Consider the following 24,142-nt stretch of genomic DNA (forward strand, 5'->3'; position numbering starts at 1 on the left):
GCTCCCACAGTAAAAGTCCGTGTTGTCAGCGTAAGCGAGGGGATGTCAAGAAGTGTGGAGACAGGCTAAGGAAAGGAAAATAATCGGCAAGGGCGATGCCCTTGCACGTAATTAAGGACGGTATTCCGCCGTCTGTTTTTTGCAGTCGACCTGGACGGTGTAATGAATGTCGGCCCGCATGCCGCGCACCGTCAGGGGGACGGTCCATTTATCATCGCCGCCTTTGACGGCTTCCGGGTTAACCCAGGCGACCGGATCGGCCTGGCCGAGTTTTTCCTGATCGTCCGCCCAGCGCGCAATACGATTCTGAAGATAGTCGCGTTTCACGCTGGCTGAAATGCCTTTGGCATCCAGTCCTTCACAGCCGGTAAATTTCACACTGCGCGATTCCTGGGGCGCGGCATGCAGCCCCACGGAAAATAGCGCGATAAGCGCCAGTAGCCCTTTTTTCATCAGATGCCCTCCGTTGTTAATACCACAGAAAGCCTGGTACAAAACAACCGAAGCGCAAGGGATTATCCGGCACGCGCGGGTGAAAACCCTGCTGAATCGACGGGCTTACGCTGCTTTAGGTTTACGCCCGCTGGCGATCGCTTCCACCTTCGGTTCGGCGTCTGGCTTTACGTCCGCCGCGCCTTCCTGCGGCATTTGCCCGGTGCGCAGCACCTGCGCGAGGGTATCTTTGTGTTCAGCCAGCCACAGCGACAGCGGCTCAAGCTGGGTTTCCTCAAGGTTGACCGGCGCACTTTGCAGCCAGGACTCAAGGGTCTGTGCTAAGTCGAGCATCTTATCGTATGCGTCGGCTTCTTTTTTGTTGGCAAAAGACATTTTCTCTTTCCCTTCCCTGACCACAACGTAGTGAATTTCAACAGCCATCATGATGCCTCTTTAACTGGATATGCATACAGTATATCAGAGCTAAAAAGAAAAATCAAAACGCCGCACCTGCCCGCGCAATCGTTTTCGTATATACTGGCGGCCTCTTTTTTGGTGCAGGAATCTCGTTATGTTGACAGTAGGAACCGCGCTTCGTCCGGCAGCCACCCGCGTGATGCTGCTCGGCTCAGGGGAATTAGGTAAGGAAGTGGCGATTGAATGCCAGAGGCTCGGTATTGAAGTGATTGCCGTAGACAGATATCCCGACGCCCCGGCGATGCACGTCGCCCATCGCAGCTACGCCATAAACATGCTGGACGGTGCGGCGTTGAAGGCGCTGGTCGAGCAGGAAAAACCCGACTTTATCGTGCCGGAAATCGAAGCCATCGCTACCGACACGCTGATTGAACTGGAACAGCACGGCCAGCGCGTAGTACCCTGCGCGCGCGCTACCCAACTCACCATGAACCGCGAAGGCATTCGCCGTCTGGCGGCGGAAGAGCTGGGTTTGCCGACATCGAGCTATCGCTTTGCCGACAGCGAAAGCGATTTCCTGGCGGCGGTGGAACAAATCGGCCTGCCCTGCATTGTGAAGCCAGTGATGAGTTCCTCCGGCAAGGGCCAGAGCTTTATCCGCCAGCGCGAGCAGTTGGCCGACGCCTGGCAGTACGCCCAACAGGGCGGCCGCGCTGGTGCGGGCAAAGTGATTGTCGAAGGCGTGGTCAATTTTGATTTCGAAATCACCCTGCTGACCGTAAGCGCCGTGGACGGCGTACATTTCTGCGCTCCGGTGGGCCACCGCCAGCAAGACGGCGACTATCGCGAATCCTGGCAGCCGCAGCAGATGAGCGAGCTGGCGCTGCAGCGCGCCCGGCAGGTCGTGGAAAAAGTGGTGCTGGCGCTGGGCGGCTACGGCCTGTTTGGGGTTGAGCTGTTTGTCTGCGGCGATGAGGTGGTGTTCAGCGAAGTGTCGCCGCGCCCGCACGATACCGGGATGGTGACGCTGATCAGCCAGGATCTGTCAGAATTTGCCCTGCATGTGCGCGCGTTTTTAGGCTTGCCCGTGGGCGGCATTCGTCAATACGGCCCCGCCGCATCGGCGGTGATCCTGCCGCAGCTGACCAGCGATAACGTGCGTTTCAGCAATATTGACGCCGCCGTGGGCGCCGGGATGCAGGTACGGTTATTCGGCAAGCCGGATATTCAGGGAACGCGCCGTCTGGGTGTGGCGCTGGCCTGCGCTGAAGACATTGAAACCGCTATCGAACGCGCGAAAGCTGCGGCGTCGGCGGTGCAGGTGGAAGGCTAAAACAAAAAAGGCAGGCTTGCGCCTGCCTTCACTTCACGTCAGTGGATTACTGCTGCGCGCCTTCGACTGCTTCGCGCGCCAGTTTGGTAATGCGATCCCAGTCGCCCGCTTCCATCGCGTCCGCCGGTACCAGCCAGGAGCCGCCGATGCACAGCACGCTTTTCAGTGCCAGATAATCGCGATAGTTAGCCGGGGTGATGCCGCCGGTCGGGCAGAAACGCACCTGAGAGAACGGGCCCGCAATCGCCTGCAGCGCTTTAGTGCCGCCGTTGGCTTCCGCCGGGAAGAATTTGAACTCTTTCAGGCCGTAGTCCATACCCAGCATCAGTTCTGATACAGTGCTGATGCCCGGGATCAACGGGATAGACCCTTCAGTTGCCGCTTTCAGCAACGGCTCGGTCAGACCCGGGCTGATCGCGAACTGCGCGCCCGCTTCGGTCACTTCTGCCAGTTGGGCCGCGTTGATGACGGTGCCCGCGCCGATGATCGCGTCCGGCACTTCTTTAGCGATAGCGCGGATAGCGTCCATGGCGCACGGGGTACGCAGGGTCACTTCCAGCACGCGCACGCCGCCTGCGATCAGCGCTTTCGCCAGCGGTACGGCATGTTCCAGTTTATTAATCACAATAACCGGTACAACCGGACCGGATTTCAGGATCTGTTCAGCACTTGTTTTCCAGCTTTTCATCAGAGCATCTCTCTCGCCATAGTGAATTCAGTGAAGCCTTTAAAAACGAATACAGGTTGCGCCCTGCTCGGCGCCGGACAAATTCTCGCGCAGCGCGCCGAACATCTCACGGCCGGTGCCCACACGTTGCGGGCTAAGATCCGGCTGGAACGGCGCGCGTTGGGCCAGTTCCGCCTCATCGACTAACAGCGTTAACTCGCCCGTCTGTCCGTTTACGCGAATCAGGTCGCCGTTGCGTACTTTCGCCAGCAAGCCGCCGTCGTAAGCTTCTGGGGTGACGTGGATGGCGGAAGGCACTTTGCCGGACGCGCCGGAGAGGCGGCCATCGGTCACTAACGCAATTTTGAAACGGCGGTCCAATAATACACCAAGCGGAGGCATAAGTTTATGTAATTCTGGCATCCCGTTCGCTTTTGGCCCCTGATGGCGCACAACCACCACGCAATCTTTGTCCAGCAGGCCCGCTTCAAACGCCGGAACCACATCATGCTGGCTTTCAAACACCACGGCAGGCGCTTCGATAATCTGGTTTTCCTGCGGAACGGCGGAGGTTTTCATCACCGCGCGGCCCAGATTGCCGCTCAGCACTTTGGTGCCGCCGTGAGCGGAGAACGGTTTGTCGATGCTGGCGATGACGTCGTTGTCCAGCGACGCCGCCGCGCCCTCGCGCCACTGCAGTTCGCCGTTGTTCAGCCAGGGTTCGAGGGTGTAGCGATGCAGACCGTGACCCACCACGGTTTCTACGTCCTCATGCAGCAAGCCGCCTTTCAGCAGTTCGCGCATCAGCACCGGCACGCCGCCCGCCGCCTGGAAGTGGTTGATATCCGCCGGGCCGTTAGGGTACAGACGCGCCAGCAGCGGCACCACGGCGGAGAGATCGGAGAAGTCATCCCAGTTAATGATAATGCCCGCCGCGCGCGCCATCGCCACCAGGTGCATGGTGTGGTTAGTGGAGCCGCCGGTTGCCAGCAGCGCGACGATACCGTTAACCACCACTTTTTCGTCGATCATTTTGCCAAGCGGCATCCAGCTGTTGCCGTTGCCGGTGAGGCGCGTGACCTGACGCGCCGCTGCGGCGGTGAGCGCTTCACGCAATGGCGCATCCGGCTGAACGAAGGAGGAGCCCGGCAACTGCATGCCCATAAATTCCACCACCATCTGGTTGGTGTTGGCGGTGCCGTAGAAAGTACAGGTACCCGGCGCGTGATAGGACGCCGCTTCCGATTCCAGCAGCGCCATCCGGTCCACTTTACCTTCGGCGTAAAGCTGGCGAATGCGCACTTTTTCTTTATTCGGCAAGCCGCTCGCCATCGGGCCTGACGGCACAAACACCGACGGCAGGTGACCGAACGACAGCGCCGCCATCGCCAGCCCGGGGACGATTTTATCGCACACGCCGAGGAACAGCGCGCCGTCGAACATGTTGTGCGACAGGCCCACCGCAGCAGACATGGCAATCACTTCGCGGCTCAGCAGGGAAAGCTCCATGCCGTCCTGCCCCTGCGTTACGCCATCACACATAGCCGGAACGCCGCCTGCCACCTGGCCAACAGCGTTAACCGAATGCAGCGCTTTGCGGATTTGGTCCGGGTAGGTTTCGTAAGGCTGATGGGCGGAAAGCATGTCGTTATAGGAGGTTATGATACCGATATTATTACGCAGCATGCTTTTGAGCGCGGCTTTATCTTCCGGCTGGCAGGCGGCAAAACCGTGGGCGAGGTTGCCGCAGGCCAGTTCGGCGCGATGGACGGTTTTGGCCTTCGCCGCCTCAATGCGCGCGAGGTAGGCTTCGCGGGTGGCTTTCGAGCGCGCAATAATGCGATTTGTTACCCGTAACATTTCGGAATTCATAAAAGGTCCTCATAATTTATTTGCATGGGGGCCTGTTTTATTTACCTTCGCGTTACCGTTGGTTAACGCGACACAGGCCTGGCAAGGGCATAATCGTTTCAGTCAGTGTAAATAAAAAAGCCCCGCGGGTGAATCCGCACGGGGCTTTAAAATGCAAAAAAGTATAAACCTACTGCCTCAGATCATGTTACCGGTAAAATAACCCTTAAGGATAAGCGATCCCGGTTATTCAAACTCGTTCCATGAACGGCCATCGCGGGTGATCATCGCGACTGAGGCAACCGGGCCCCAGGTGCCCGCCTGATACGGTTTCGGCGCGTCGTTATCCGCCGCCCAGGCTTCGGTAATGGAATCGACCCACTTCCACGCCTCTTCCACTTCATCGCGACGCACGAACAGCGCCTGGATACCGCGCATGGTTTCCAGCAGCAGGCGCTCGTAGGCGTCCGCCAGATGCGACTCGTTAAAGGTCTCGGAGTAGCTCAGGTCCAGCTTGGTGGTTTGCAGATTGTGCTTGTGATCCAGGCCTGGCACTTTATTGAGGATCTGGATATCCACGCCCTCATCCGGTTGCAGACGGATGGTCAGCTTGTTCTGCGGCAGGTCCTGCCAGGAGTCTTTAAACAGGTTCAGCGCCGGGTTTTTAAAGTACACCACCACTTCAGAGCATTTGGTCGGCAGACGCTTGCCGGTACGCAGATAGAACGGCACGCCCGCCCAGCGCCAGTTGTCGATATCAACACGGATAGCCACGAAGGTTTCGGTGCTGCTGGACTTGTTCGCGCCCTCTTCCTCCAGATAGCCCGGCACTTTCTGCCCCTGGGCAAAGCCCGCGGTGTACTGGCCGCGCACGGTTTTTTCGCGCACATTGCTGCGGTCGATGCGGCGCAGGGATTGCAGCACTTTGACTTTTTCATCGCGGATATGGTCAGCGGTGAGGTCGGACGGCGGCGACATCGCGATCATGCACAGGATTTGCAGCAGGTGGTTCTGGATCATATCGCGCATCTGGCCCGCCTGGTCGAAGTAACCCCAGCGTCCTTCAATGCCCACCTCTTCCGCCACGGTGATTTCCACGTGGTCGATGGTGCGGTTATCCCAGTTATTGGCGAACAGGGAGTTAGCGAAGCGCAGCGCCAGCAGGTTCAGTACCGTCTCTTTGCCCAGATAGTGGTCGATGCGGTACACCTGGCACTCTTCAAAGTACTCACCCACCTGGTCGTTGATTTCACGGGACGTTTCCAGCGAGGTGCCGAGCGGTTTTTCCATCACTACGCGCGCCGGTTTGGCGTTGAGTTTGGCCTCGCCCAGCCCCTTGCAGATTGCGCCAAAGGTGCTTGGCGGCATAGCGAAATAGTTGATGGTGACGCGGTTTTTCTGGTCAAGCAGTTTGCCGAGGCGGGTGAACGCGGCAGTATCGTTGACGTCAAGATTGCAGAAATCGAGGCGGCTGCTGAGTTTGTCCCACAGCCCTTCGTTTATCTTCTCTTTCATGAAGGTTTCTAACGCTTCACGAACGATACCGGTGTAGGTTTCTTTATCCCACTCCGCGCGGCCAACCCCAAGAATGCGGGTGTCTGGATGGATTTGGCCTGCTTTTTCCAACTGGTACAGGGAAGGCAGCAGTTTCCGACGCGCCAGATCGCCTTTTGCGCCGAAAATGACCAGGTCACATGCCTGGGCTGTTTGCGTTACCGCCATGTCATTCTCCTCGTTTGAATGATCCTGGTTCTGAGCCAGGTTATCTGTAATTTTCTTACACCGCACTCTACTTCTTTTAACCGGTTTCTGAAACCTTTGCGGTAATGACGTCACTATACCGGGATGTGGAGCAGGACTTTTTCCGTATGGTGCCCGCATCCCGGCCTGTTTTTACACAATGAAACCGCTTAACAAAATCAGACACGGATCAAGATATGAAAAAAAACAACGACATTTTTGGTCATTTGTCTCTTCACGTGACGGCTCAGGCGTATATTCTTGCTAATTCGCTTTCCGGTTTCATCACTTTTAGAAATCGCTTTTTTCCATGAGTTAATGATAAATCATGAATATGCTGGAAAAAATCCAGTCGCAACTGGAACAATTAAGCAAATCCGAACGCAAAGTCGCTGAAGTGATCCTCACCTCTCCCTCACGGGCCATTCACCTCAGTATCGCCCGTCTGGCGAACACCGCTGGCGTCAGCGAGCCAACGGTCAACCGTTTTTGCCGTAGCCTTGATACCAAAGGTTTCCCCGATTTCAAACTCCATCTGGCGCAAAGCCTGGCCAACGGCACCCCCTACGTAAACCGCAATGTGGATGAAGACGACAGCGTCGAAGCTTACACCGGTAAAATCTTCGAATCGGCAATGGCGAGCCTCGACCACGTGCGGCAATCGCTGGATATGAACGCGGTCAATCGCGCCGTGGATCTGCTCACCCAGGCAAAACGCATCGCCTTTTTCGGGCTCGGCTCGTCGGCGGCGGTGGCTCACGACGCCATGAACAAATTTTTTCGCTTCAACGTGCCGGTGATTTATTCCGATGACATCGTGGTACAGCGCATGAGCTGTATGAATTGTAGCGCTGACGATGTAGTGGTGCTGATTTCTCATACCGGTCGTACAAAAAATCTGGTGGAACTGGCGCAGCTGGCCCGTGAAAACGATGCCATGGTTTTAGCGATTACCTCCGCCGGCACGCCGCTGGCCCGGGAAGCGACACTTGCATTATTGCTGGATGTTCCAGAAGATACCGATATTTACATGCCGATGGTGTCCCGTTTAGCCCAGCTCACGCTGATTGACGTGCTTGCAACCGGTTTCACGTTGCGACGAGGGGCGAAATTCAGGGATAACTTGAAGCGAGTCAAGGAAGCGTTGAAAGAATCGCGGTTTGATAAGGAACTGAAAGTTCCTGACAATAAATAGCGTTATTGAGATTAGAAAGCTGTACTTATAAAACCATTCGGTTAGGGTTTTGGCTGCGCCACCTGGCGTGCCCGCCAGCCGAGTTTATGTTCACGCAACACCAAAGTTGTTTCAGTCAACGGAGTATTACATGTCCAGACGGCTTCGCAGAACCAAAATCGTTACCACGTTAGGCCCGGCAACGGATCGTGATAATAATCTGGAAAAGGTTATTACCGCAGGCGCTAACGTTGTACGAATGAATTTCTCCCACGGCACTCCTGAAGACCACAAATTACGTGCAGACAAAGTCCGCGAGATCGCGGCCAAACTGGGTCGTCATGTCGCCATCCTGGGTGACCTCCAGGGCCCGAAAATCCGGGTATCGACCTTCAAAGAAGGCAAAGTATTCCTTAATATCGGCGACAAATTCCTGCTCGACGCCAACCTGGGTAAAGGTGAAGGCGATAAAGAAAAAGTCGGTATCGACTATAAAGGCCTGCCCGCTGACGTGGTGCCGGGCGACATCCTGCTGCTTGACGACGGCCGCGTGCAGTTGAAAGTCCTGGAAGTCCAGGGCATGAAAGTGTTTACCGAAGTGACCGTGGGCGGCCCGCTATCCAACAATAAAGGTATTAACAAACTCGGCGGCGGCCTGTCGGCAGAAGCGCTGACCGAAAAAGACAAAGCCGATATCCTCACCGCCGCGCAAATCGGCGTGGATTACCTGGCGGTCTCCTTCCCGCGCTGCGGCGAAGACCTGAACTATGCGCGCCGCCTGGCGCGTGACGCGGGCTGTAACGCCAAGATCGTAGCCAAAGTGGAACGTGCCGAAGCGGTATGCGATCTGGACGCGATGGATGACATCATCAACGCCTCTGACGTGGTCATGGTTGCCCGTGGCGACCTCGGCGTTGAAATCGGCGACCCGGAGCTGGTGGGTATCCAGAAAACCCTGATCCGCCGCGCCCGCAAGCTGAACCGCGCGGTGATCACAGCGACCCAGATGATGGAGTCGATGATCACTAACCCAATGCCGACCCGTGCGGAAGTGATGGACGTGGCGAACGCCGTGCTGGACGGCACCGATGCGGTGATGCTGTCTGCGGAAACCGCTGCGGGCCAGTACCCGGCGGAAACCGTTGCGGCCATGGCGCGCGTGTGCCTCGGCGCAGAAAAGATCCCGAGCATCAACGTCTCCAAGCACCGTCTCGATGTGCAGTTCGATAATGTCGAAGAAGCCATCGCCATGTCCGCCATGTACGCGGCGAACCACCTGAAAGGCGTGACCGCGATCCTGACCATGACCGAATCTGGCCGTACCGCGCTGATGACCTCGCGCATCAGCTCCGGCCTGCCGATTTTCGCCATGTCCCGTCATGAGCACACTCTGAACCTGACGGCGCTGTACCGCGGCGTAACACCGGTGTACTTCGACAGCGAAAACGAAGGCGTGGCGGCAGCGCACGACGCGGTTACCCTGCTGCGCGACAAAGGTTACCTGGTCTCCGGCGACCTGGTGATCGTGACCCAGGGCGACGTGATGGGCACCATCGGCAGCACCAACACCACCCGTATCCTGACGGTTGAATAATCCCGCCGTTGGCTAAATAAAAGGGCTTCCTGACAAGGAGGCCCTTTTTAATAGTGTTTGTTCTACGGGCGTGGCAAACGGGTATTACTCATATTTAAAATCACAGTTTCCTCAGCTCACCCCTACTCCACAATATATCGCATTTTATTTCGTAACCTATTTTATCTCCCCTGCCCTGAGAGTTGGGTTAATAAATACCCTGCCGCTGTACATTGTGTAACAAAATTAAAACCAGACTTTTTGAATACATCGCCTATGCTTATCTCTGATGAGTTTGCTGTTTAAATAATAACCTGAAAGGTAACTTTAACCTTAAATTATTTTAATTAATCTACTGATTTATAATGAATAAATAATATGAATACGTGTTGTAGCAGGAAAAGAATATGCGAGTAAAAATGACGGCCAGTAAAATGGCAAAATTTCATCTGACGCTGGCGCTGGTATGGGCGGCGCTGACAATACCCACATTAATATGGTGGAAAGACAGTATTCTGTGGGTTTCCTTAATGAGTATTTACGCCATTGTGATAGGACATTTAGCCGCCTACAGCGCCGCACATGCTGAAAAAGCCGCCAGCAAAGCGTTGAACGAAAGCGGCGAGGCGAATAAAAGGATCGACCAGCAAAATAGTGAGATGGCGGGGTAAATATATTAATCAGCCGGTTAACGACTCAACCGGCCAGATTAAATATATTGTGCAGAAAAGTTAACCGATCGCTGAAAATGCCGGTGCCCAGAGCGCCCGGCATCAGATCAGACGCTATTTCTTCTTCGGCCACAGATCCTTGCGTTTGTAAGGCTCAATATCCCCTTCTTTACGCGTTTTCAGCAGTTTTAAAATCCAGGTATATTGCTCAGGATTAGGCCGAACAAATATTTCCACTTCCTCATTCATGCGCCGGGCAATGGTGCGATCGTCGGCGTCGTTAAGGTCATCCATCGGCGGGCGGATATACACGTCGAGACAGTGGGTTTTGGCGTTGTAAACCGGAAATAGCGGCACCACGCGCGCGCGGCATACTTTCATCATGCGACCAATGGCGGGCAACGTCGCTTTATAGGTCGCGAAAAAATCGACAAACTCGCTGTGCTCCGCGCCGTGATCCTGGTCGGGCAGATAATATCCCCAGTATCCTTTACGGATTGAAGTAATAAAGGGCTTGATGCCGTCATTACGGGCGTGGATACGACTACCGTCAAAACGACGACGCGCACGGTTCCAGAAGTAATCAATCAGTTGGTTTTTTTGATTATGAAACATGGCTGACATCTTCTGCCCCTGAGAGGCCAGCAGCATGGCCGGAATATCGACCCCCCAGCCATGGGGCACCAGAAAAATCACGTTTTCATTATTCTGGCGAAAAGTCTCAAGGATTTCCGCGCCGTGCCAGTTGACGCGCGACAGCACTTTTTTAGGATCGCGTAGCGCCAGCTCAGCCATCATCACCATCGCCTGCGGCGCGGTTTCAAACATGCCATTGACGATGGCTTCACGTTTTTCTTCAGAATATTCAGGGAAGCAGTAAAGCAGATTGATGCGTGCGCGACGGCGAGCGCTTTTACCAAAGCGGCCCCCAATGCGGCCCAGCTTCGCCAGCAAAGGATCGCGAATTGACGGCGGCGTTAACGCCATCGCGGAAATCGCGGCGACACCAAGCCATGCGCCCCAATAGCGGGGAAGCAAAAATTCGTTCTTAAATTCAGGGATAAATTCGTTAACAGGTTTTTTTTCCATGCCCTTTTCCGTCTGGCGCCCAACAGAATGGGCAAAATAATCCGTTATTTTAGCGTCTGATGGCGCATGAGACAAAAGAAAAGCCGACGCCCGGAGGGAGGTCGGCTTTGTCTTAAACAGCAGGATCAATCAAAACGCAGCTGCGGCACCACTTCTTTGACCTGCGCCAGGTAATCCGAACGGTCTTTACCGGTCAGGCCCTCAGAGCGCGGCAGTTTAGCCGTCAGCGGGTTTACCGCCTGTTGGTTGATCCACATTTCGAAATGCAGGTGCGGACCGGTGGAGCGCCCGGTATTGCCCGACAGCGCAATGCGATCGCCGCGTTTCACTTTCTGGCCCGGTTTCACCAGCAGCTTTTTCAGGTGCATATAGCGCGTGGTGTAGGTACGACCATGACGCACGGCGACGTAATACCCTGCCGCGCCGCTGCGTTTGGCGACCACAACTTCGCCGTCACCCACTGCCAGCACCGGCGTACCCTGCGGCATCGCAAAGTCCACGCCTCTGTGCGGCGCAACGCGGCCCGTCACCGGGTTGAGGCGACGCGGGTTAAAGTTGGAAGAGACGCGGAACTGTTTCACCGTTGGGAAACGCATAAAGCCTTTCGCCAGCCCGGAGCCGTTGCGGTCGTAGAATTTCCCGTCTTCAGCGCGCACCGCGTAGTAATCTTTGCCGCTGGAGCGTAAACGCACGCCCAGCAGCTGGCTCTGCTCGCGCTTGCCGTCGAGCATTTCGCGCGACATCAGCACCGAGAACTCATCGCCTTTTTTCAGCTTGCGGAAGTCCATCTGCCACTGCATGGCTTTGATCACCGCGCTGATTTCGCTGCTGGTTAATCCGGCGTCTTTGGCGCTGGCGACAAAGCTGCCGCCCACGGTGCCTTTCAGCACGTTGTTAACCCAGTCGCCTTCGGCAATTTCGCTGCTCATTTTAAACCCGCCGTCGACGCGGTCGTAGGTGCGGGTTTCACGGCGCGACATCTCCCAGGTCAGGCGTTGCAGTTCGCCTCCCGGGGTTAAGGTCCAGGAGATTTGCTGACCGATTTTCAAATTGCGCAGGTCTTTATCGACGTTTGCCAGGGTGCTGATATCACCCATATCAATGCCGTACTGGTTGAGTACGCTGCTCAGCGTATCGCCGGTAGAAACCACATATTCGTGAACCCCGGTTTCGCCTGCGGTTTTATCATCCAGCTCGTCCTGCGGGATGGATTCATCCTCTTCCGGCGGAGCCTGGTCGATAGGTTCACTCGCTTCCGGCAACAGGGAACGCACTTCGCTTTTTTCGAGCTCGATGGTTTTAACAATCGGCGTGGCTTCGGGGTGATAGATGTACGGCCGCCAGACGGCGACCGCAAGTGTAAGAAAAGTTAGTGACCCCAACATCACGCGATGGGGGCGTGGCAGGTTATTAAATGCCAGGGCGACAGAGCGGGCTATCTGTTGCACGTATTCACTTCCTCGTTAATCTCCTTTCAGGCAGCTCGCATACTGGTTTGCCAACTGGGTCAGGAAGTCGCTATAGCTGTCCTTGCCCAATTTCACCTCAGTTCCCAGCGGATCGAGTGTTCCCATACGAACAGACGTCCCCCTGGCAACGGCTTCGATTACCGCTGGCCTGAATTGTGGCTCAGCAAAAACGCAGGTTGCTTTTTGCTCAACCAACTGTGTTCTGATTTCATGTAAACGCTGGGCACCAGGCTGGATTTCAGGGTTAACGGTAAAGTGACCCAGGGGCGTAAGACCGTAGTGTTTTTCATAGTAACCGTAGGCGTCATGAAAAACGAAGTACCCCTTCCCTTTCAACGGTGCCAGCTCATCGCGAACCTGCTTATCGGTTTGGGCTAATTGTGCCTCAAAGTGCTGCAGATTGGCGTCTAGTTTGGCCTTACTTTGCGGCATAAGTTCCACTAATTTTCCATGGATTGCAACCGCTGAGGCCCGCGCAATCTCAGGCGAAAGCCAAATATGCATGTTATATTCACCGTGATGGTGATCGTGGTCACTGTTTTCTGCGCCGTGATCGTGTCCGTGCTCATCGTCATGGTCATGATCTTCACCTTTCATGAGCAGCGGTTTCACGTCAGGCAGTTCGCCCATAGTGACCTTTTTTTGCTCGGGGAACTGGCTGACCTGCTTTTGCATGAAGGCTTCCATGCCCGGGCCAATCCAGACAACTAAGTCTGCGTTTTGTAAGCGTTTTACATCAGACGGGCGCAGCGCATAATCATGCTCGGAGGCACCATCGGGAAGTAATACTTCTGTATCAGTCACCCCATCGGCTATGGCTGAAGCGATAAATCCCAGGGGTTTAAGCGAAGCGACGACCGCCGCCTGCGCATTTGCCACAACTCCACCCCATACGGCTGCTGAAAGTGCAGCGCAAAGAAACGTCTTTTTATGTAACATTATTTAACTATCCGTCGTTAATCGGCTCGGGAATGTGATATTATAACATTCGATAACTTCTGCAACGCTTAATTTCTCATGACGAATTTAGTTTCACTGGAAAATGTCTCCGTCTCGTTTGGACAGCGCCGCGTGCTGTCCGACGTGTCGCTCGGCCTGAAGCCGGGCCGGATCCTGACTCTGCTCGGCCCGAATGGCGCAGGTAAATCCACGCTGGTGCGCGTGGTATTAGGGCTGGTAGCACCCGACGAAGGGGTCATCAAGCGTGACCGCAACCTGCGCATCGGCTATGTGCCGCAAAAGCTGCACCTCGATGCCACCCTGCCGCTGACGGTCAGCCGCTTTATGCGTCTGCGCCCCGGCGCACGCAAGCAGGATATTTTGCCCGCGCTCAAGCGCGTGCAGGCCGGGCACCTGATCGATGCACCGATGCAAAAATTATCTGGCGGTGAAAACCAGCGAGTTTTACTGGCGCGGGCGTTGCTCAATCAGCCGCAACTGCTGGTGCTGGATGAGCCAACCCAGGGCGTGGACGTCAATGGCCAGGTGGCGCTGTACGATCTGATCGACAAACTGCGCTGCGAGCTGGATTGCGCGGTGCTGATGGTATCCCACGACTTGCATCTGGTGATGGCGAAAACCGACGACGTGCTGTGCCTGAACCACCATATCTGCTGCTCCGGCACGCCGGAAGTGGTGTCGATGCACCCGGAATTTATTTCGATGTTCGGCCCGCGCGGCGCGGAACAACTGGGCATCTATCGCCACCATCATAATCATCGCCACGACCTCCAGGGTCGGATTGTCCTGCGTCGGGGAAATGGTCACTCATGATTGAATTATTACTGCCCGGCTGGTTTGCCGGGATGCTGCTGGCATGCGCCGCGGGTCCGCTCGGTTCGTTTGTGGTCTGGCGTCGCATGTCCTATTTTGGCGATACCCTCGCCCACGCCTCGCTGCTGGGCGTTGCCTTTGGTCTGCTGCTGAACGTCAATCCGTTTTACGCGGTGATCGCCGTGACGCTGCTGCTGGCGGTGGGGTTAGTGATTCTGGAAAAACGCCCGCACCTGGCAATTGATACCCTGCTGGGGATCATGGCACACAGCGCACTGTCGCTGGGCCTGGTGGTGGTGAGCCTGATGTCCAATATCCGGGTGGATTTGATGGCCTATCTGTTTGGCGATCTGCTGTCGGTCACCCCGGCGGATATTATTTCCATCGCTATCGGCGTGGCGGTTGTAATCGCGGTGCTGGCGTGGCAGTGGCGCAGCCTGCTGGCGATGACCATCAGCCCGGATCTGGCTTTTGTCGACGGCGTTAAGCTCCAGCGCGTAAAAATGCTGCTGATGCTGGTCACGGCGTTAACGATTGGCGTAGCGATGAAGTTTGTCGGGGCGCTGATTATCACGTCGCTGCTGATTATTCCGGCGGCCACCGCGCGGCGTTTTGCCCGCACCCCGGAGCAGATGGCGGGTATTGCCGTGGTGATCGGCATGATCGCCGTGACCGGCGGGCTGACCTTCTCGGCATTTTACGATACACCCGCAGGCCCGTCGGTGGTGCTGGCGGCGGCGCTGATGTTTATTCTCACCATGATGAAGAAAAGCGCGGCGTAATAAAAAGGGCGGAAATTTCCGCCCTGTTTACCTCACGGCATCGCCGGAGGCGTGATCCCGAAATGCTGCCAGGCGCGCACCGTCGCCATTCGGCCACGCGGCGTGCGCTGTAAAAAACCCTGCTGGATCAGGAAGGGTTCCAGCACATCTTCGATGGTTTCCCGCTCTTCGCCGATTGCTGCCGCCAGGTTATCCAGGCCCACCGGCCCGCCGAAAAACTTATCAATAATCGCCAGCAGCAGCTTGCGGTCCATATAGTCGAAGCCTTCGGCGTCAACGTTAAGCATATCCAGCGCCTGGGACGCCACGTCCTGGGAAATCACCCCGTTATGGCGCACCTCCGCGAAATCCCGCACCCGGCGCAGCAGGCGGTTGGCAATACGCGGCGTGCCGCGCGCGCGCTTCGCCACTTCCAGCGCCCCCTCGTTGCTCATATCAAGGCCCATATGCTGAGCGCTGCGATTAACGATGTGCTGCAAATCCGCGACCTGATAAAACTCCAGCCGCTGCACAATGCCGAAACGATCGCGCAGCGGCGACGTCAGCGACCCGGCGCGGGTGGTCGCACCAATCAGGGTAAACGGCGGCAGGTCGATTTTGATGGAACGGGCCGCCGGGCCTTCGCCAATCATAATATCCAGCTGGTAATCTTCCATCGCCGGATACAGCACCTCTTCCACCACTGGCGACAGGCGGTGGATCTCGTCGATAAACAGCACGTCGTGCGGTTCAAGATTGGTGAGCATGGCGGCGAGATCGCCTGCTTTTTCCAGCACCGGGCCGGAGGTGGTGCGCAGATTAACGCCCAGCTCATTGGCGACGATACCGGCCAGGGTGGTTTTACCTAACCCCGGCGGGCCGAAAATCAGCAAGTGATCCAGCGCATCGCCGCGCAGCCTGGCCGCCTGGATAAAGATTTCCATCTGCGAACGCACCTGCGGCTGGCCGATATACTCTTCCAGCAGCTTCGGGCGGATGGCCCGGTCTATGATCTCTTCCTGGGTTATGTTCGCAGCGGAAACCAGGCGGTCTGCTTCTATCATCCGTTACCTCACAATGCCGCGCGTAATGCTTCGCGGATAAGGGTTTCGCTGTCCGCATCAGGACGCGCCAGTTTGCTCACCATACGGCTCGCTTCCTGCGGTTTATAACCCAACGCCACCAGCGCGGCAACGGCTTCCGCTTCGGCATCGTCTTTGGCCGGGCTGGCAGGCGACGTGAGCACCAGATCGGCAGCCGGGGTAAACAGGTCGCCATGCAGGCCTTTGAAGCGGTCTTTCATTTCCACCACCAGACGTTCGGCGGTTTTCTTGCCGATGCCCGGCAGCTTTACCAGCGCCGCAGGCTCTTCGCGCTCGACGGCGTTAACGAACTGCTGGGCCGACATGCCGGAAAGGATCGCCAGCGCCAGTTTCGGGCCAACACCATTCACTTTGATTAATTCGCGGAACAGGGTGCGCTCCTGCTTATTATTGAAGCCGAACAGCAGTTGCGCGTCTTCGCGCACCACGAAATGGGTAAACACCACCGCTTCCTGGCCCGTCTCCGGGAGCTCATAAAAGCAGGTCATCGGCATATGCACTTCATAACCGACACCGCCCGCTTCCAGTAATACCAGCGGGGGTTGTTTTTCCAGAACGATGCCTCTGAGTCTGCCTATCACAATACGCTCCTGCGGTTAGCGGCTAAAAATGTTTCCTGAGGTTCACGCGAAGGATGCGTGAGGAAGATAGGCTATCATATAAAAAAGGCTGGATAGATATCCAGCCTGATTTATCTTAACCGCCCTCTTGCCAGATTAAGCCGCGACTCGCTCATCTGGGTCGCGTTCTGGCTGATGTGGCAATGGGTGATGGCGATGGCCAGCGCATCCGCCGCATCCGCCTGCGGGTTGGCGGGCAGTTTCAGCAGGGTGCGCACCATATGCTGCACCTGGCTTTTTTCCGCGCTGCCGATGCCGACCACCGTCTGCTTAACCTGACGGGCGGCGTATTCGAAGACCGGCAGATCGTGATTCACCGCCGCGACAATCGCCACGCCGCGCGCCTGGCCGAGCTTCAGCGCCGAGTCGGCGTTTTTCGCCATAAAGACCTGCTCGATAGCGAAATAGTCCGGCTGGAACTGGGTAATGATTTCACTCACCCCGGCGTAGATGAGCTTCAGGCGCGAGGGTAAATCGTCCACTTTGGTGCGGATGCAGCCGCTGCCGAGATAGCTTAGCTGCCTGCCGACCTGGCGGATCACACCATAGCCGGTAACGCGTGACCCCGGATCAATCCCGAGAATAATCGCCATCACGCGCCTCCGGTTTGGCTACGGCAATAATCACAGAGTGGCGGCGACTTCGTCGGAGATCTCACCGTTGTGATAAACCTCCTGCACATCGTCGCAGTCTTCCAGCATGTCGATCAAACGCAGCAGTTTCGGCGCGGTTTCCGCGTCCATATCGGCTTTGGTTGACGGGATCATGGAGACCTCGGCGTTGTCGGCTTTCAGGCCAGCAGCTTCCAGCGCATCACGCACCGCGCCCATCTCTTCCCATGCGGTATAAACGTCAATCGCGCCGTCGTCGAAGGTCACCACGTCTTCTGCACCGGCTTCCAGCGCCGCTTCCATGATGGCGTCTTCATCGCCCGCTTCGAAAGAGATCACGCCTTTCTTGCTGAACAGATAGGCGACGGAACCGTCGGTGCCCAGGTTACCACCGCATTTGCTGAAGGCATGGCGCACTTCCGCCACGGTGCGGTTGCGGTTATCGGACAGGCATTCCACCATTACCGCCGTGCCGCCAGGACCGTAACCTTCATAAATGATGGTTTCCATGTTCGCGTCATCATCGCCGCCCACGCCGCGCGCGATGGCACGGTTCAGGGTGTCGCGGGTCATGTTGTTCGACAGCGCTTTATCAATCGCCGCACGCAGACGTGGGTTAGAGCCGGCATCGCCGCCGCCCAGACGCGCTGCGGTAACCAGCTCGCGAATAATTTTGGTGAAGATTTTACCGCGTTTGGCATCCTGTGCCGCTTTGCGGTGTTTGGTGTTGGCCCATTTACTATGACCTGCCATAAATTTTTCCTCAAAGAGCGCGCCTTTTCAGGCTACGTTAATAACAAATTCTTCAATCGCTTGCCGGTTGCTCCACGATTTGGTGAGCGCTGCGGCTTGCGCAGCATCCACCCAGCGGTAGGTTAAGTGTTCGGTGAACACAATCTCCCGCTCGCTCGGCAGCCCCAGGCAAAACCAGGATTCGGTATTTCGCTCGATTCCCGGCGCGTAGCGATGACGTAAATGACTAAAAATTTCAAACTCCACCGTGCGTTGACAGTCCATCAAGGTCAGTTGCTCAGCGGCAACGTCAATCGAGACCTCTTCCTTTACTTCACGCGCGGCGGCCTGCGGTGCGGTTTCCCCTTCTTCTACGCTGCCGGTAACCGACTGCCAGAATTCCGGGTCATCGCGCCGCTGCAACATCAGCACCCGCTTCGTATCTCTCGCAAAAATGACTACCAGGACAGAAACGGGACGCTTATATGCCATATCAGTTTTTCTCTTCCTTCTTCACCACCGCGATGCCCAGCTCTTCCAGCGCCGCCTGGTTGGCGAAGCTCGGCGCTTCGGTCATCAGACAGGCCGCTGCAGTGGTTTTCGGGAAGGCGATCACGTCGCGAATGTTGTCGGTGCCGGTGAGCAGCATGGTCAGACGATCCAGACCGAACGCCAGGCCGGCGTGCGGCGGAGTACCGAATTTCAGGGCGTCGAGCAGGAAGCCGAATTTCTCGCGCTGTTCCTGTTCGTTAATGCCCAGAATGCCGAACACGGTTTGCTGCATTTCGCCGCTGTAGATACGCACCGAACCGCCGCCCACTTCGTAACCGTTGATCACCATATCGTAGGCGTTGGCCACGGCATTTTCCGGCGCGGCTTTCAGCTCGGCAGCGGTCATGTCTTTCGGTGAGGTGAACGGGTGGTGCATCGCGGTCAGGCCGCCTTCGCCGTCTTCTTCAAACATCGGGAAGTCGATGACCCACAGCGGTGCCCAGGCGTTTTCGTCGGTGATTTTCAGATCTTTGCCCAGCTTCAGGCGCAGCGCGCCCAGCGCGTCGGCAACGACTTTTTTGTTGTCCGCGCCGAAGAAAATCATGTCGCCATCCTGTGCGCCGGTGCGCTCAAGGATTGCGTTGATGATGTCGGCGTTGAGGAATTTGGCGATCGGGCTGTTGATGCCGTCAATACCGGCGCTGCGCTGGTTAACTTTAATGTACGCCAGGCCTTTCGCGCCATAAATGGTCACGAATTTGCCGTATTCGTCGATCTGCTTACGGGTCAGCTCAGCGCCGCCCGGTACGCGCAGGGCAGCCACGCGGCCTTTAGCGTCGTTGGCAGGACCAGCGAAGACGCTGAATTCCACCTCTTTCACCAGATCGGCGACGTCCACCAGCTCCATCGGGTTACGCAGGTCTGGTTTATCGGAACCGTAGCGGCGTTCGGCTTCGGCAAAGGTCATCACCGGGAATGCGCCCAGGTCAACGCCTTTCACGTCGAGCCACAGATCGTGAACCAGCTGTTCCATCACTTCACGCACCTGCGGTGCGGTCATGAACGAAGTTTCCACATCGATCTGGGTAAATTCCGGCTGGCGATCGGCGCGCAGGTCTTCGTCGCGGAAGCACTTCACAATCTGATAGTAACGGTCAAAGCCGGACATCATCAGCAGCTGTTTAAACAGCTGAGGCGACTGCGGCAGCGCGTAGAATTTGCCTTTATGAACGCGAGACGGCACCAGATAGTCGCGCGCGCCTTCCGGCGTGGCTTTGGTGAGCATCGGGGTTTCGATATCGAGGAAACCGTGGTCGTCCATAAAGCGGCGCACGAAGCTGGTGATTTTCGCGCGAGTTTTCAGGCGCTGAGCCATTTCCGGACGACGCAGATCCAGGTAGCGGTACTTAAGACGCGCTTCTTCGGTGTTCACCTGATTGGAGTCCAGCGGCAGCGGCTCGGCGCGGTTAATGATGTTCAGTTCGGTGGCGAACACTTCCACTTCGCCGGTCGCCATGTCGCGGTTAATATTGCGTTCATCGCGCGCGCGCACCAGGCCTTTGATTTGAATGCAGAACTCATTACGCAACTCGGAAGCCAGCTTGAACGCCGCATCGCGGTCGGGATCAAAGAACACCTGAACAATGCCTTCACGGTCACGCATGTCGATAAAAATAAGGCTACCGAGATCGCGACGACGATTAACCCAACCACACAGCGTCACTTCTTGTCCCACATGGGACTTATTGAGCTGCCCGCAATATTCTGTACGCATGAGATATCCCTTAATTTTGCCGCAGGCCGTTTGTCACCTGCCCCGCAGGCACCACTGTCGCAGCTTTACACTGGATGAAAAAAGGCGGCTATTATACTGGAATTTCCGCACTACGATAAGCCCGAACCCGTCTGGTCGCGCGATTGCTATGCGCCGAACGGTCGATTCTCACAAAAATTAACAAAATTTGCGGCCCGATCCGCCCTCAGGTGCAGGTAAGGTAACGAAAATTTCCCATAATGAAGAGATGACTATGCTGACGTTAAACACCGCTTCCACCGCCCTGGTAATTATCGATTTGCAGGAAGGTATTCTGCCGTTCGCCGGTGGCCCGCACACCGCCGACCAAGTGGTGGCCCGCAGTGCGCAGCTGGCAGAGCACTTTCGCGCCAGCGGCGCGCCGGTGGTAATGGTGCGCGTGGGCTGGTCGCCCGATTTCGCCGAAGCGCTGAAACAGCCGGTGGATGCCGCCGCCCCTGCCCAGGCGCTGCCGCAGGAATGGTGGCACTATCCGGTGGCGCTGGGCAAGCGCGACAGCGATATTGAAGTGACTAAACGCCAGTGGGGCGCATTCTACGGCACCGACCTGGAGTTGCAGCTACGCCGCCGCGGTATCGACACCATCGTGCTGTGCGGGATCTCCACCAATATCGGTGTGGAATCCACCGCCCGCAACGCCTGGGAACTGGGCTTCTCGCTGGTACTGGCGGAAGATGCCTGCAGCGCAGCCAGCACCGAGCAGCACCAGAACAGTTTCAACCATATTTTCCCCCGCATCGCCCGCGTGCGTTCGGTGGAGGAGATTATCGCCGCCCTATGATTTATATCGGCCTGCCGCAGTGGTCGCACCCCAAATGGGGGCGGCTCGGTATCAGTACGCTGGAGGATTACGCCCGCCACTTCAACTGCGTGGAGGGCAATACCACGCTGTACGCGCTGCCGAAAGCAGAGATTGTCGAACGCTGGCACGCCCAGACCACCGACGATTTCCGCTTCTGTTTTAAATTCCCGGCGACCATTTCCCACCAGGCCGCGCTGCGCCAGTGCGAAGATCTCAAGCAGGAGTTTTTCACCCGCTTAGCGCCGCTCGCCGGGCGCATCGGCCAGTACTGGCTACAGCTTCCGGCGGCGTTTGGCCCGCAGGATCTCCCGGCGCTGTGGGCGTTTCTCGACGGGCTGCCCGGCGAATTCACCTACGGTGTGGAAGTGCGTCACCCGGCGTTTTTCGCCAAAGGCGACGCGGAGCAGGCGCTCAATCGCGGCCTGCACCAGCGCGGCGTTAACCGGGTGATGTTAGACAGCCGTCCAGTACATTCGGCGATCCCTGGTACTCAGGAAATTATCGACGCCCAGCGTAAAAAACCTAAAGTGCCAGTGCATGCGCTGGTGACGGCTGGAAATCCTATGGTGCGGTTTATTGGCAGTGACGATATGGCGCGTAACGCCGAATTTTTCGAGGTGTGGCTGGGCAAACTCGCCCACTGGCAACAGACCACTACGCCGTACCTGTTTTTACATACCCCGGATATCGCCCAGGCTCCGGAACTGGTGCATACCCTGTGGCCAAAAATGCAGGACGCGTTAACCGGCATCGGACGCGAGCCCGCCATCCCCCATCAAAACTCACTCCTTTAGGCGGTGGAGAGTTCCCATGACTCCAGGCTATGATACGTAAAGCCATTATTGGTTCTAAAGGGAGTTTGTATGGTCAGCGCGCTGTATGCCGTGTTGGGAGCGTTGTTACTGCTTAAGTTTTCTCTGGACGTGGTGCGAATGCGCATGCAATACCGCGTTTCTTACGGCGATGGCGGCTTTAGCGAACTGCAAAGCGTGATCCGTATTCACGGTAACGCGGTTGAAAATATTCCCGTGGCGCTGCTCCTGCTGCTGTTTATGGAAATGAACGGCGCAGAAACCTGGATGGTGCACGTTTGCGGCATTTTGATGATTATCGGACGCCTGCTGCACTACTACGGCTATCACCACCGGCTGATTCGCTGGCGGCGCTCCGGGGCCAGTGCCACCTGGGTTTCGATGTTGCTGATGGTGCTGGCTAACGTCTGGTATATGCCGTGGGAGTTGGTTTTCTCGATTCATTAGCGCAAAATACGCGCCTTTCGTTATTCCCGGAATTTTTGTATGTCTGACCGCGACACCCTTTTCTCTGCGCCGGTAGCTAAACTCGGCGACTGGACCTTTGATGAACGCGTGGCTGAAGTCTTCCCCGACATGATCCAGCGTTCGGTCCCTGGCTATTCAAACATTATCTCGATGATCGGTATGCTGGCGGGCCGCTTCGTGAAGCCGAATACTCAGGTTTACGATTTGGGCTGTTCGCTGGGCGCGGCGACGCTGTCGGTGCGCCGCAATATTTCCCATGAAGGCTGCCAGATTATCGCCGTCGATAACTCCGCCGCGATGGTGGAACGCTGCCGCCGCCATATCGACGCCTTTAAAGCCCAGACGCCGGTGCAGGTGGTTGAGGACGATATCCAGAATATCGCCATCGAAAACGCCTCGATGGTGGTGCTTAACTTCACCCTCCAGTTCCTCAATCCGGTCGATCGCCAGACGCTGCTGAATAAAATTTATCAGGGGTTGATCCCCGGCGGCGCGCTGGTGCTATCGGAAAAATTCAGTTTTGAAGACAGCGAAGTGGGCGATTTGCTGTTCAACATGCACCACGATTTTAAACGCGCCAACGGCTACAGCGAGCTGGAAATCAGCCAGAAGCGCAGCATGCTGGAAAACGTGATGCTTACCGATTCGGTGGAAACCCACAAGGCACGCCTGCATCAGGCCGGTTTTGAGCACTGCGAGCTGTGGTTCCAGTGCTTTAACTTCGGCTCGCTGGTGGCCCTGAAAGCGGGTGGCCGCCATGATTGATTTCGGTAAATTTTACCAGCGCATCGCCTGCACACCGCTGGCGCCGTGGCTGGAAACCCTGCCGGCGCAGATCGCCCAGTGGCAGCGCGAGTCGCTGCACGGCCAGTTTAAACTCTGGCACAGCAGCGTTGAGCACCTGCCGACCCTGACCCCGCATCATCTCGATCTGCTGCACAGCGTCACCGCGCAGGCGGAACAGCCGCTGAGCGACGGGCATCGCCAGCGCATCGAAACCCTGCTGCGCAATCTGATGCCGTGGCGCAAAGGGCCGTTTTCGCTTTATGGCGTGGATATTGATACCGAATGGCGCTCCGACTGGAAATGGGAACGCGTGCTGCCGCACCTGTCGCCGCTGGAAGGCCGCACCATCCTCGACGTAGGCTGCGGCAGCGGCTATCACCTGTGGCGGATGATCGGCGCGGGCGCGCATCTGGCGGTGGGCATCGATCCGATGCAGCTGTTCCTGTGCCAGTTCGAAGCGGTGCGTAAACTGCTGGGCGACGACCAGCGCGCGCATCTGCTGCCGCTGGGCATCGAGCAGCTTCCGGCCTTAAAAGCCTTTGATACCGTATTCTCAATGGGCGTGCTGTATCACCGCCGCTCGCCGCTGGATCATCTGTGGCAGTTAAAAGATCAGCTGGTCTCTGAAGGCGAACTGGTGCTGGAAACCCTGGTGGTGGAAGGCGATGAAAATACCGTGCTGGTGCCGGGCGATCGCTACGCGCAGATGCGCAACGTTTATTTTATCCCGTCCGCGCTGGCGCTGAAAAACTGGCTGGAAAAATGCGGGTTCGTTGATGTGCGCATCGTCGATCACTGTGTAACTTCGCTGGAAGAGCAGCGCCGTACCGACTGGATGACCACCGATTCGCTGGAGGCGTTCCTGTCGCCGGACGACCACAGCAAAACTATTGAAGGCTACCCTGCCCCGCTGCGCGCGGTGCTGGTCGCGCGTAAACCCTGATGCTGAG

25 protein-coding genes are annotated in these 24,142 nt (G+C 56.8%); 11 read left to right on the forward strand and 14 right to left on the reverse strand.

All coding sequences use genetic code 11. The features are described from left to right. Positions 1-111: 111 nt before the first annotated feature. On the reverse strand, positions 112-456 hold the full coding sequence (gene yebF, locus FND52_RS18800; RefSeq protein ID WP_269772325.1) for a protein YebF: 345 nt from the start codon (positions 454-456) through the stop codon (positions 112-114). Between the two features lie 102 nt (positions 457-558). Beyond that, a complete protein-coding gene (locus tag FND52_RS18805) occupies positions 559-876 on the reverse strand; it encodes a YebG family protein (protein WP_125292063.1) in 318 nt (105 codons plus the stop codon). Between the two features lie 130 nt (positions 877-1,006). Between FND52_RS18805 and purT the strand changes: the two genes are divergently transcribed. Next, entirely contained in the window at positions 1,007-2,185 is a 1,179-nt protein-coding gene (gene purT / locus FND52_RS18810; RefSeq protein ID WP_144132612.1) for a formate-dependent phosphoribosylglycinamide formyltransferase, read from the forward strand. A 46-nt stretch (positions 2,186-2,231) separates the two neighbouring features. On the opposite strand, the gene FND52_RS18815 is transcribed toward purT, so the two are convergent. The 3 genes from FND52_RS18815 to zwf form a co-directional block, all read right to left on the reverse strand. Next, positions 2,232-2,873 (reverse strand): bifunctional 4-hydroxy-2-oxoglutarate aldolase/2-dehydro-3-deoxy-phosphogluconate aldolase, encoded by a 642-nt coding sequence (locus FND52_RS18815; RefSeq protein ID WP_002462902.1) that lies wholly within the window; start codon positions 2,871-2,873, stop codon positions 2,232-2,234. 39 nt (positions 2,874-2,912) lie between these two features. Continuing rightward, positions 2,913-4,724, reverse strand: a complete 1,812-nt coding sequence (gene edd / locus FND52_RS18820; protein WP_144132614.1) for a phosphogluconate dehydratase — start codon at positions 4,722-4,724, stop codon at positions 2,913-2,915. A 225-nt stretch (positions 4,725-4,949) separates the two neighbouring features. Further along, a complete protein-coding gene (gene zwf / locus FND52_RS18825; protein WP_125291918.1) occupies positions 4,950-6,425 on the reverse strand; it encodes a glucose-6-phosphate dehydrogenase in 1,476 nt (491 codons plus the stop codon). A 346-nt stretch (positions 6,426-6,771) separates the two neighbouring features. Here zwf and FND52_RS18830 point away from each other — a divergent pair, with 346 nt between their 5' ends. The 3 genes from FND52_RS18830 (at position 6,772) to FND52_RS18840 (ending at position 9,861) form a co-directional block, all read left to right on the forward strand. Beyond that, complete coding sequence (locus tag FND52_RS18830; protein WP_125291917.1) at positions 6,772-7,638, forward strand: MurR/RpiR family transcriptional regulator; 867 nt, start codon at positions 6,772-6,774, stop codon at positions 7,636-7,638. Positions 7,639-7,768: 130 nt separating this feature from the next. Further along, positions 7,769-9,211, forward strand: a complete 1,443-nt coding sequence (pyk, locus tag FND52_RS18835; RefSeq protein WP_125291916.1) for a pyruvate kinase — start codon at positions 7,769-7,771, stop codon at positions 9,209-9,211. A 386-nt stretch (positions 9,212-9,597) separates the two neighbouring features. Continuing rightward, the gene (locus tag FND52_RS18840; protein WP_125291915.1) at positions 9,598-9,861 is read left to right on the forward strand and encodes a monooxygenase; all 264 of its coding nucleotides are present in this window, start codon (positions 9,598-9,600) and stop codon (positions 9,859-9,861) included. Between the two features lie 114 nt (positions 9,862-9,975). Here the strand turns inward: FND52_RS18840 and lpxM are convergent, their stop codons facing one another. From lpxM to znuA, 3 genes are all read right to left on the reverse strand, one after another. Then, positions 9,976-10,950: a lauroyl-Kdo(2)-lipid IV(A) myristoyltransferase gene (gene lpxM, locus FND52_RS18845; RefSeq protein WP_144132616.1), complete on the reverse strand. Its 975-nt coding sequence runs from the start codon at positions 10,948-10,950 to the stop codon at positions 9,976-9,978. 125 nt (positions 10,951-11,075) lie between these two features. After that, on the reverse strand, positions 11,076-12,398 hold the full coding sequence (gene mepM, locus FND52_RS18850) for a murein DD-endopeptidase MepM (protein ID WP_144132618.1): 1,323 nt from the start codon (positions 12,396-12,398) through the stop codon (positions 11,076-11,078). Positions 12,399-12,413: 15 nt separating this feature from the next. Continuing rightward, entirely contained in the window at positions 12,414-13,358 is a 945-nt protein-coding gene (gene znuA / locus FND52_RS18855) for a zinc ABC transporter substrate-binding protein ZnuA (RefSeq protein ID WP_144132620.1), read from the reverse strand. Between the two features lie 78 nt (positions 13,359-13,436). On the opposite strand from znuA, the gene znuC reads away from it, so the two are divergent. After that, on the forward strand, positions 13,437-14,192 hold the full coding sequence (gene znuC / locus FND52_RS18860; protein ID WP_125291911.1) for a zinc ABC transporter ATP-binding protein ZnuC: 756 nt from the start codon (positions 13,437-13,439) through the stop codon (positions 14,190-14,192). Continuing rightward, entirely contained in the window at positions 14,189-14,974 is a 786-nt protein-coding gene (gene znuB, locus FND52_RS18865; RefSeq protein WP_144132622.1) for a zinc ABC transporter permease subunit ZnuB, read from the forward strand. Before znuC ends, znuB begins: the two co-directional genes overlap by 4 nt. A 32-nt stretch (positions 14,975-15,006) precedes the next feature. Here znuB and ruvB read toward each other — a convergent pair whose 3' ends face one another. The 6 genes from ruvB to aspS all read right to left on the reverse strand — a co-directional run bounded on the left by ruvB (position 15,007) and on the right by aspS (position 20,285). Beyond that, positions 15,007-16,017, reverse strand: a complete 1,011-nt coding sequence (ruvB, locus tag FND52_RS18870; protein WP_125291909.1) for a Holliday junction branch migration DNA helicase RuvB — start codon at positions 16,015-16,017, stop codon at positions 15,007-15,009. An 8-nt stretch (positions 16,018-16,025) separates the two neighbouring features. Beyond that, complete coding sequence (ruvA, locus tag FND52_RS18875; RefSeq protein ID WP_125291908.1) at positions 16,026-16,637, reverse strand: Holliday junction branch migration protein RuvA; 612 nt, start codon at positions 16,635-16,637, stop codon at positions 16,026-16,028. A 110-nt stretch (positions 16,638-16,747) separates the two neighbouring features. Next, the gene (ruvC, locus tag FND52_RS18880) at positions 16,748-17,269 is read right to left on the reverse strand and encodes a crossover junction endodeoxyribonuclease RuvC (protein WP_125291907.1); all 522 of its coding nucleotides are present in this window, start codon (positions 17,267-17,269) and stop codon (positions 16,748-16,750) included. Positions 17,270-17,299: 30 nt separating this feature from the next. After that, entirely contained in the window at positions 17,300-18,040 is a 741-nt protein-coding gene (locus tag FND52_RS18885) for a YebC/PmpR family DNA-binding transcriptional regulator (RefSeq protein ID WP_002462916.1), read from the reverse strand. A gap of 27 nt (positions 18,041-18,067) precedes the next feature. After that, positions 18,068-18,511, reverse strand: coding sequence for a dihydroneopterin triphosphate diphosphatase (gene nudB / locus FND52_RS18890; protein WP_125291906.1), 444 nt, complete (start codon positions 18,509-18,511; stop codon positions 18,068-18,070). A 1-nt stretch (position 18,512) separates the two neighbouring features. Beyond that, complete coding sequence (gene aspS / locus FND52_RS18895) at positions 18,513-20,285, reverse strand: aspartate--tRNA ligase (protein WP_144132624.1); 1,773 nt, start codon at positions 20,283-20,285, stop codon at positions 18,513-18,515. A gap of 253 nt (positions 20,286-20,538) precedes the next feature. Here aspS and FND52_RS18905 point away from each other — a divergent pair, with 253 nt between their 5' ends. The 5 genes from FND52_RS18905 to cmoB all read left to right on the forward strand — a co-directional run bounded on the left by FND52_RS18905 (position 20,539) and on the right by cmoB (position 24,135). Beyond that, complete coding sequence (locus tag FND52_RS18905) at positions 20,539-21,105, forward strand: hydrolase (protein WP_144132629.1); 567 nt, start codon at positions 20,539-20,541, stop codon at positions 21,103-21,105. After that, positions 21,102-21,920 carry a DUF72 domain-containing protein gene (locus FND52_RS18910; protein WP_144132631.1) on the forward strand — a complete coding sequence of 273 codons (819 nt, stop codon included), beginning with the start codon at positions 21,102-21,104 and terminating at the stop codon, positions 21,918-21,920. Before FND52_RS18905 ends, FND52_RS18910 begins: the two co-directional genes overlap by 4 nt. A gap of 69 nt (positions 21,921-21,989) precedes the next feature. After that, positions 21,990-22,385 carry an MAPEG family protein gene (locus FND52_RS18915; RefSeq protein ID WP_125291902.1) on the forward strand — a complete coding sequence of 132 codons (396 nt, stop codon included), beginning with the start codon at positions 21,990-21,992 and terminating at the stop codon, positions 22,383-22,385. A 39-nt stretch (positions 22,386-22,424) separates the two neighbouring features. Continuing rightward, complete coding sequence (gene cmoA / locus FND52_RS18920) at positions 22,425-23,171, forward strand: carboxy-S-adenosyl-L-methionine synthase CmoA (RefSeq protein WP_125291901.1); 747 nt, start codon at positions 22,425-22,427, stop codon at positions 23,169-23,171. After that, positions 23,164-24,135 (forward strand): tRNA 5-methoxyuridine(34)/uridine 5-oxyacetic acid(34) synthase CmoB, encoded by a 972-nt coding sequence (gene cmoB, locus FND52_RS18925; RefSeq protein WP_144132633.1) that lies wholly within the window; start codon positions 23,164-23,166, stop codon positions 24,133-24,135. Before cmoA ends, cmoB begins: the two co-directional genes overlap by 8 nt. The last annotated feature ends 7 nt before the right edge of the window (positions 24,136-24,142 follow it).

It is taken from the genome of Atlantibacter subterraneus, from assembly GCF_007570865.1.
Classification (GTDB): Bacteria; Pseudomonadota; Gammaproteobacteria; order Enterobacterales; family Enterobacteriaceae; genus Atlantibacter; species Atlantibacter subterraneus.

What these genes read in the sequence shown, in the direction of transcription:
- FND52_RS18805 (WP_125292063.1), bottom strand. Translation starts at nt 876, where the DNA reads ATGGCTGTTGAAATTCACTACGTTGTGGTCAGGGAAGGGAAAGAGAAA.
- purT (WP_144132612.1), top strand. Translation starts at nt 1,007, where the DNA reads ATGTTGACAGTAGGAACCGCGCTTCGTCCGGCAGCCACCCGCGTGATG.
- FND52_RS18815 (WP_002462902.1), bottom strand. Translation starts at nt 2,873, where the DNA reads ATGAAAAGCTGGAAAACAAGTGCTGAACAGATCCTGAAATCCGGTCCG.
- edd (WP_144132614.1), bottom strand. Translation starts at nt 4,724, where the DNA reads ATGAATTCCGAAATGTTACGGGTAACAAATCGCATTATTGCGCGCTCG.
- zwf (WP_125291918.1), bottom strand. Translation starts at nt 6,425, where the DNA reads ATGGCGGTAACGCAAACAGCCCAGGCATGTGACCTGGTCATTTTCGGC.
- FND52_RS18830 (WP_125291917.1), top strand. Translation starts at nt 6,772, where the DNA reads ATGAATATGCTGGAAAAAATCCAGTCGCAACTGGAACAATTAAGCAAA.
- pyk (WP_125291916.1), top strand. Translation starts at nt 7,769, where the DNA reads ATGTCCAGACGGCTTCGCAGAACCAAAATCGTTACCACGTTAGGCCCG.
- FND52_RS18840 (WP_125291915.1), top strand. Translation starts at nt 9,598, where the DNA reads ATGCGAGTAAAAATGACGGCCAGTAAAATGGCAAAATTTCATCTGACG.
- lpxM (WP_144132616.1), bottom strand. Translation starts at nt 10,950, where the DNA reads ATGGAAAAAAAACCTGTTAACGAATTTATCCCTGAATTTAAGAACGAA.
- znuA (WP_144132620.1), bottom strand. Translation starts at nt 13,358, where the DNA reads ATGTTACATAAAAAGACGTTTCTTTGCGCTGCACTTTCAGCAGCCGTA.
- znuC (WP_125291911.1), top strand. Translation starts at nt 13,437, where the DNA reads ATGACGAATTTAGTTTCACTGGAAAATGTCTCCGTCTCGTTTGGACAG.
- znuB (WP_144132622.1), top strand. Translation starts at nt 14,189, where the DNA reads ATGATTGAATTATTACTGCCCGGCTGGTTTGCCGGGATGCTGCTGGCA.
- ruvB (WP_125291909.1), bottom strand. Translation starts at nt 16,017, where the DNA reads ATGATAGAAGCAGACCGCCTGGTTTCCGCTGCGAACATAACCCAGGAA.
- ruvC (WP_125291907.1), bottom strand. Translation starts at nt 17,269, where the DNA reads ATGGCGATTATTCTCGGGATTGATCCGGGGTCACGCGTTACCGGCTAT.
- FND52_RS18885 (WP_002462916.1), bottom strand. Translation starts at nt 18,040, where the DNA reads ATGGCAGGTCATAGTAAATGGGCCAACACCAAACACCGCAAAGCGGCA.
- nudB (WP_125291906.1), bottom strand. Translation starts at nt 18,511, where the DNA reads ATGGCATATAAGCGTCCCGTTTCTGTCCTGGTAGTCATTTTTGCGAGA.
- aspS (WP_144132624.1), bottom strand. Translation starts at nt 20,285, where the DNA reads ATGCGTACAGAATATTGCGGGCAGCTCAATAAGTCCCATGTGGGACAA.
- FND52_RS18905 (WP_144132629.1), top strand. Translation starts at nt 20,539, where the DNA reads ATGCTGACGTTAAACACCGCTTCCACCGCCCTGGTAATTATCGATTTG.
- FND52_RS18910 (WP_144132631.1), top strand. Translation starts at nt 21,102, where the DNA reads ATGATTTATATCGGCCTGCCGCAGTGGTCGCACCCCAAATGGGGGCGG.
- FND52_RS18915 (WP_125291902.1), top strand. Translation starts at nt 21,990, where the DNA reads ATGGTCAGCGCGCTGTATGCCGTGTTGGGAGCGTTGTTACTGCTTAAG.
- cmoA (WP_125291901.1), top strand. Translation starts at nt 22,425, where the DNA reads ATGTCTGACCGCGACACCCTTTTCTCTGCGCCGGTAGCTAAACTCGGC.
- cmoB (WP_144132633.1), top strand. Translation starts at nt 23,164, where the DNA reads ATGATTGATTTCGGTAAATTTTACCAGCGCATCGCCTGCACACCGCTG.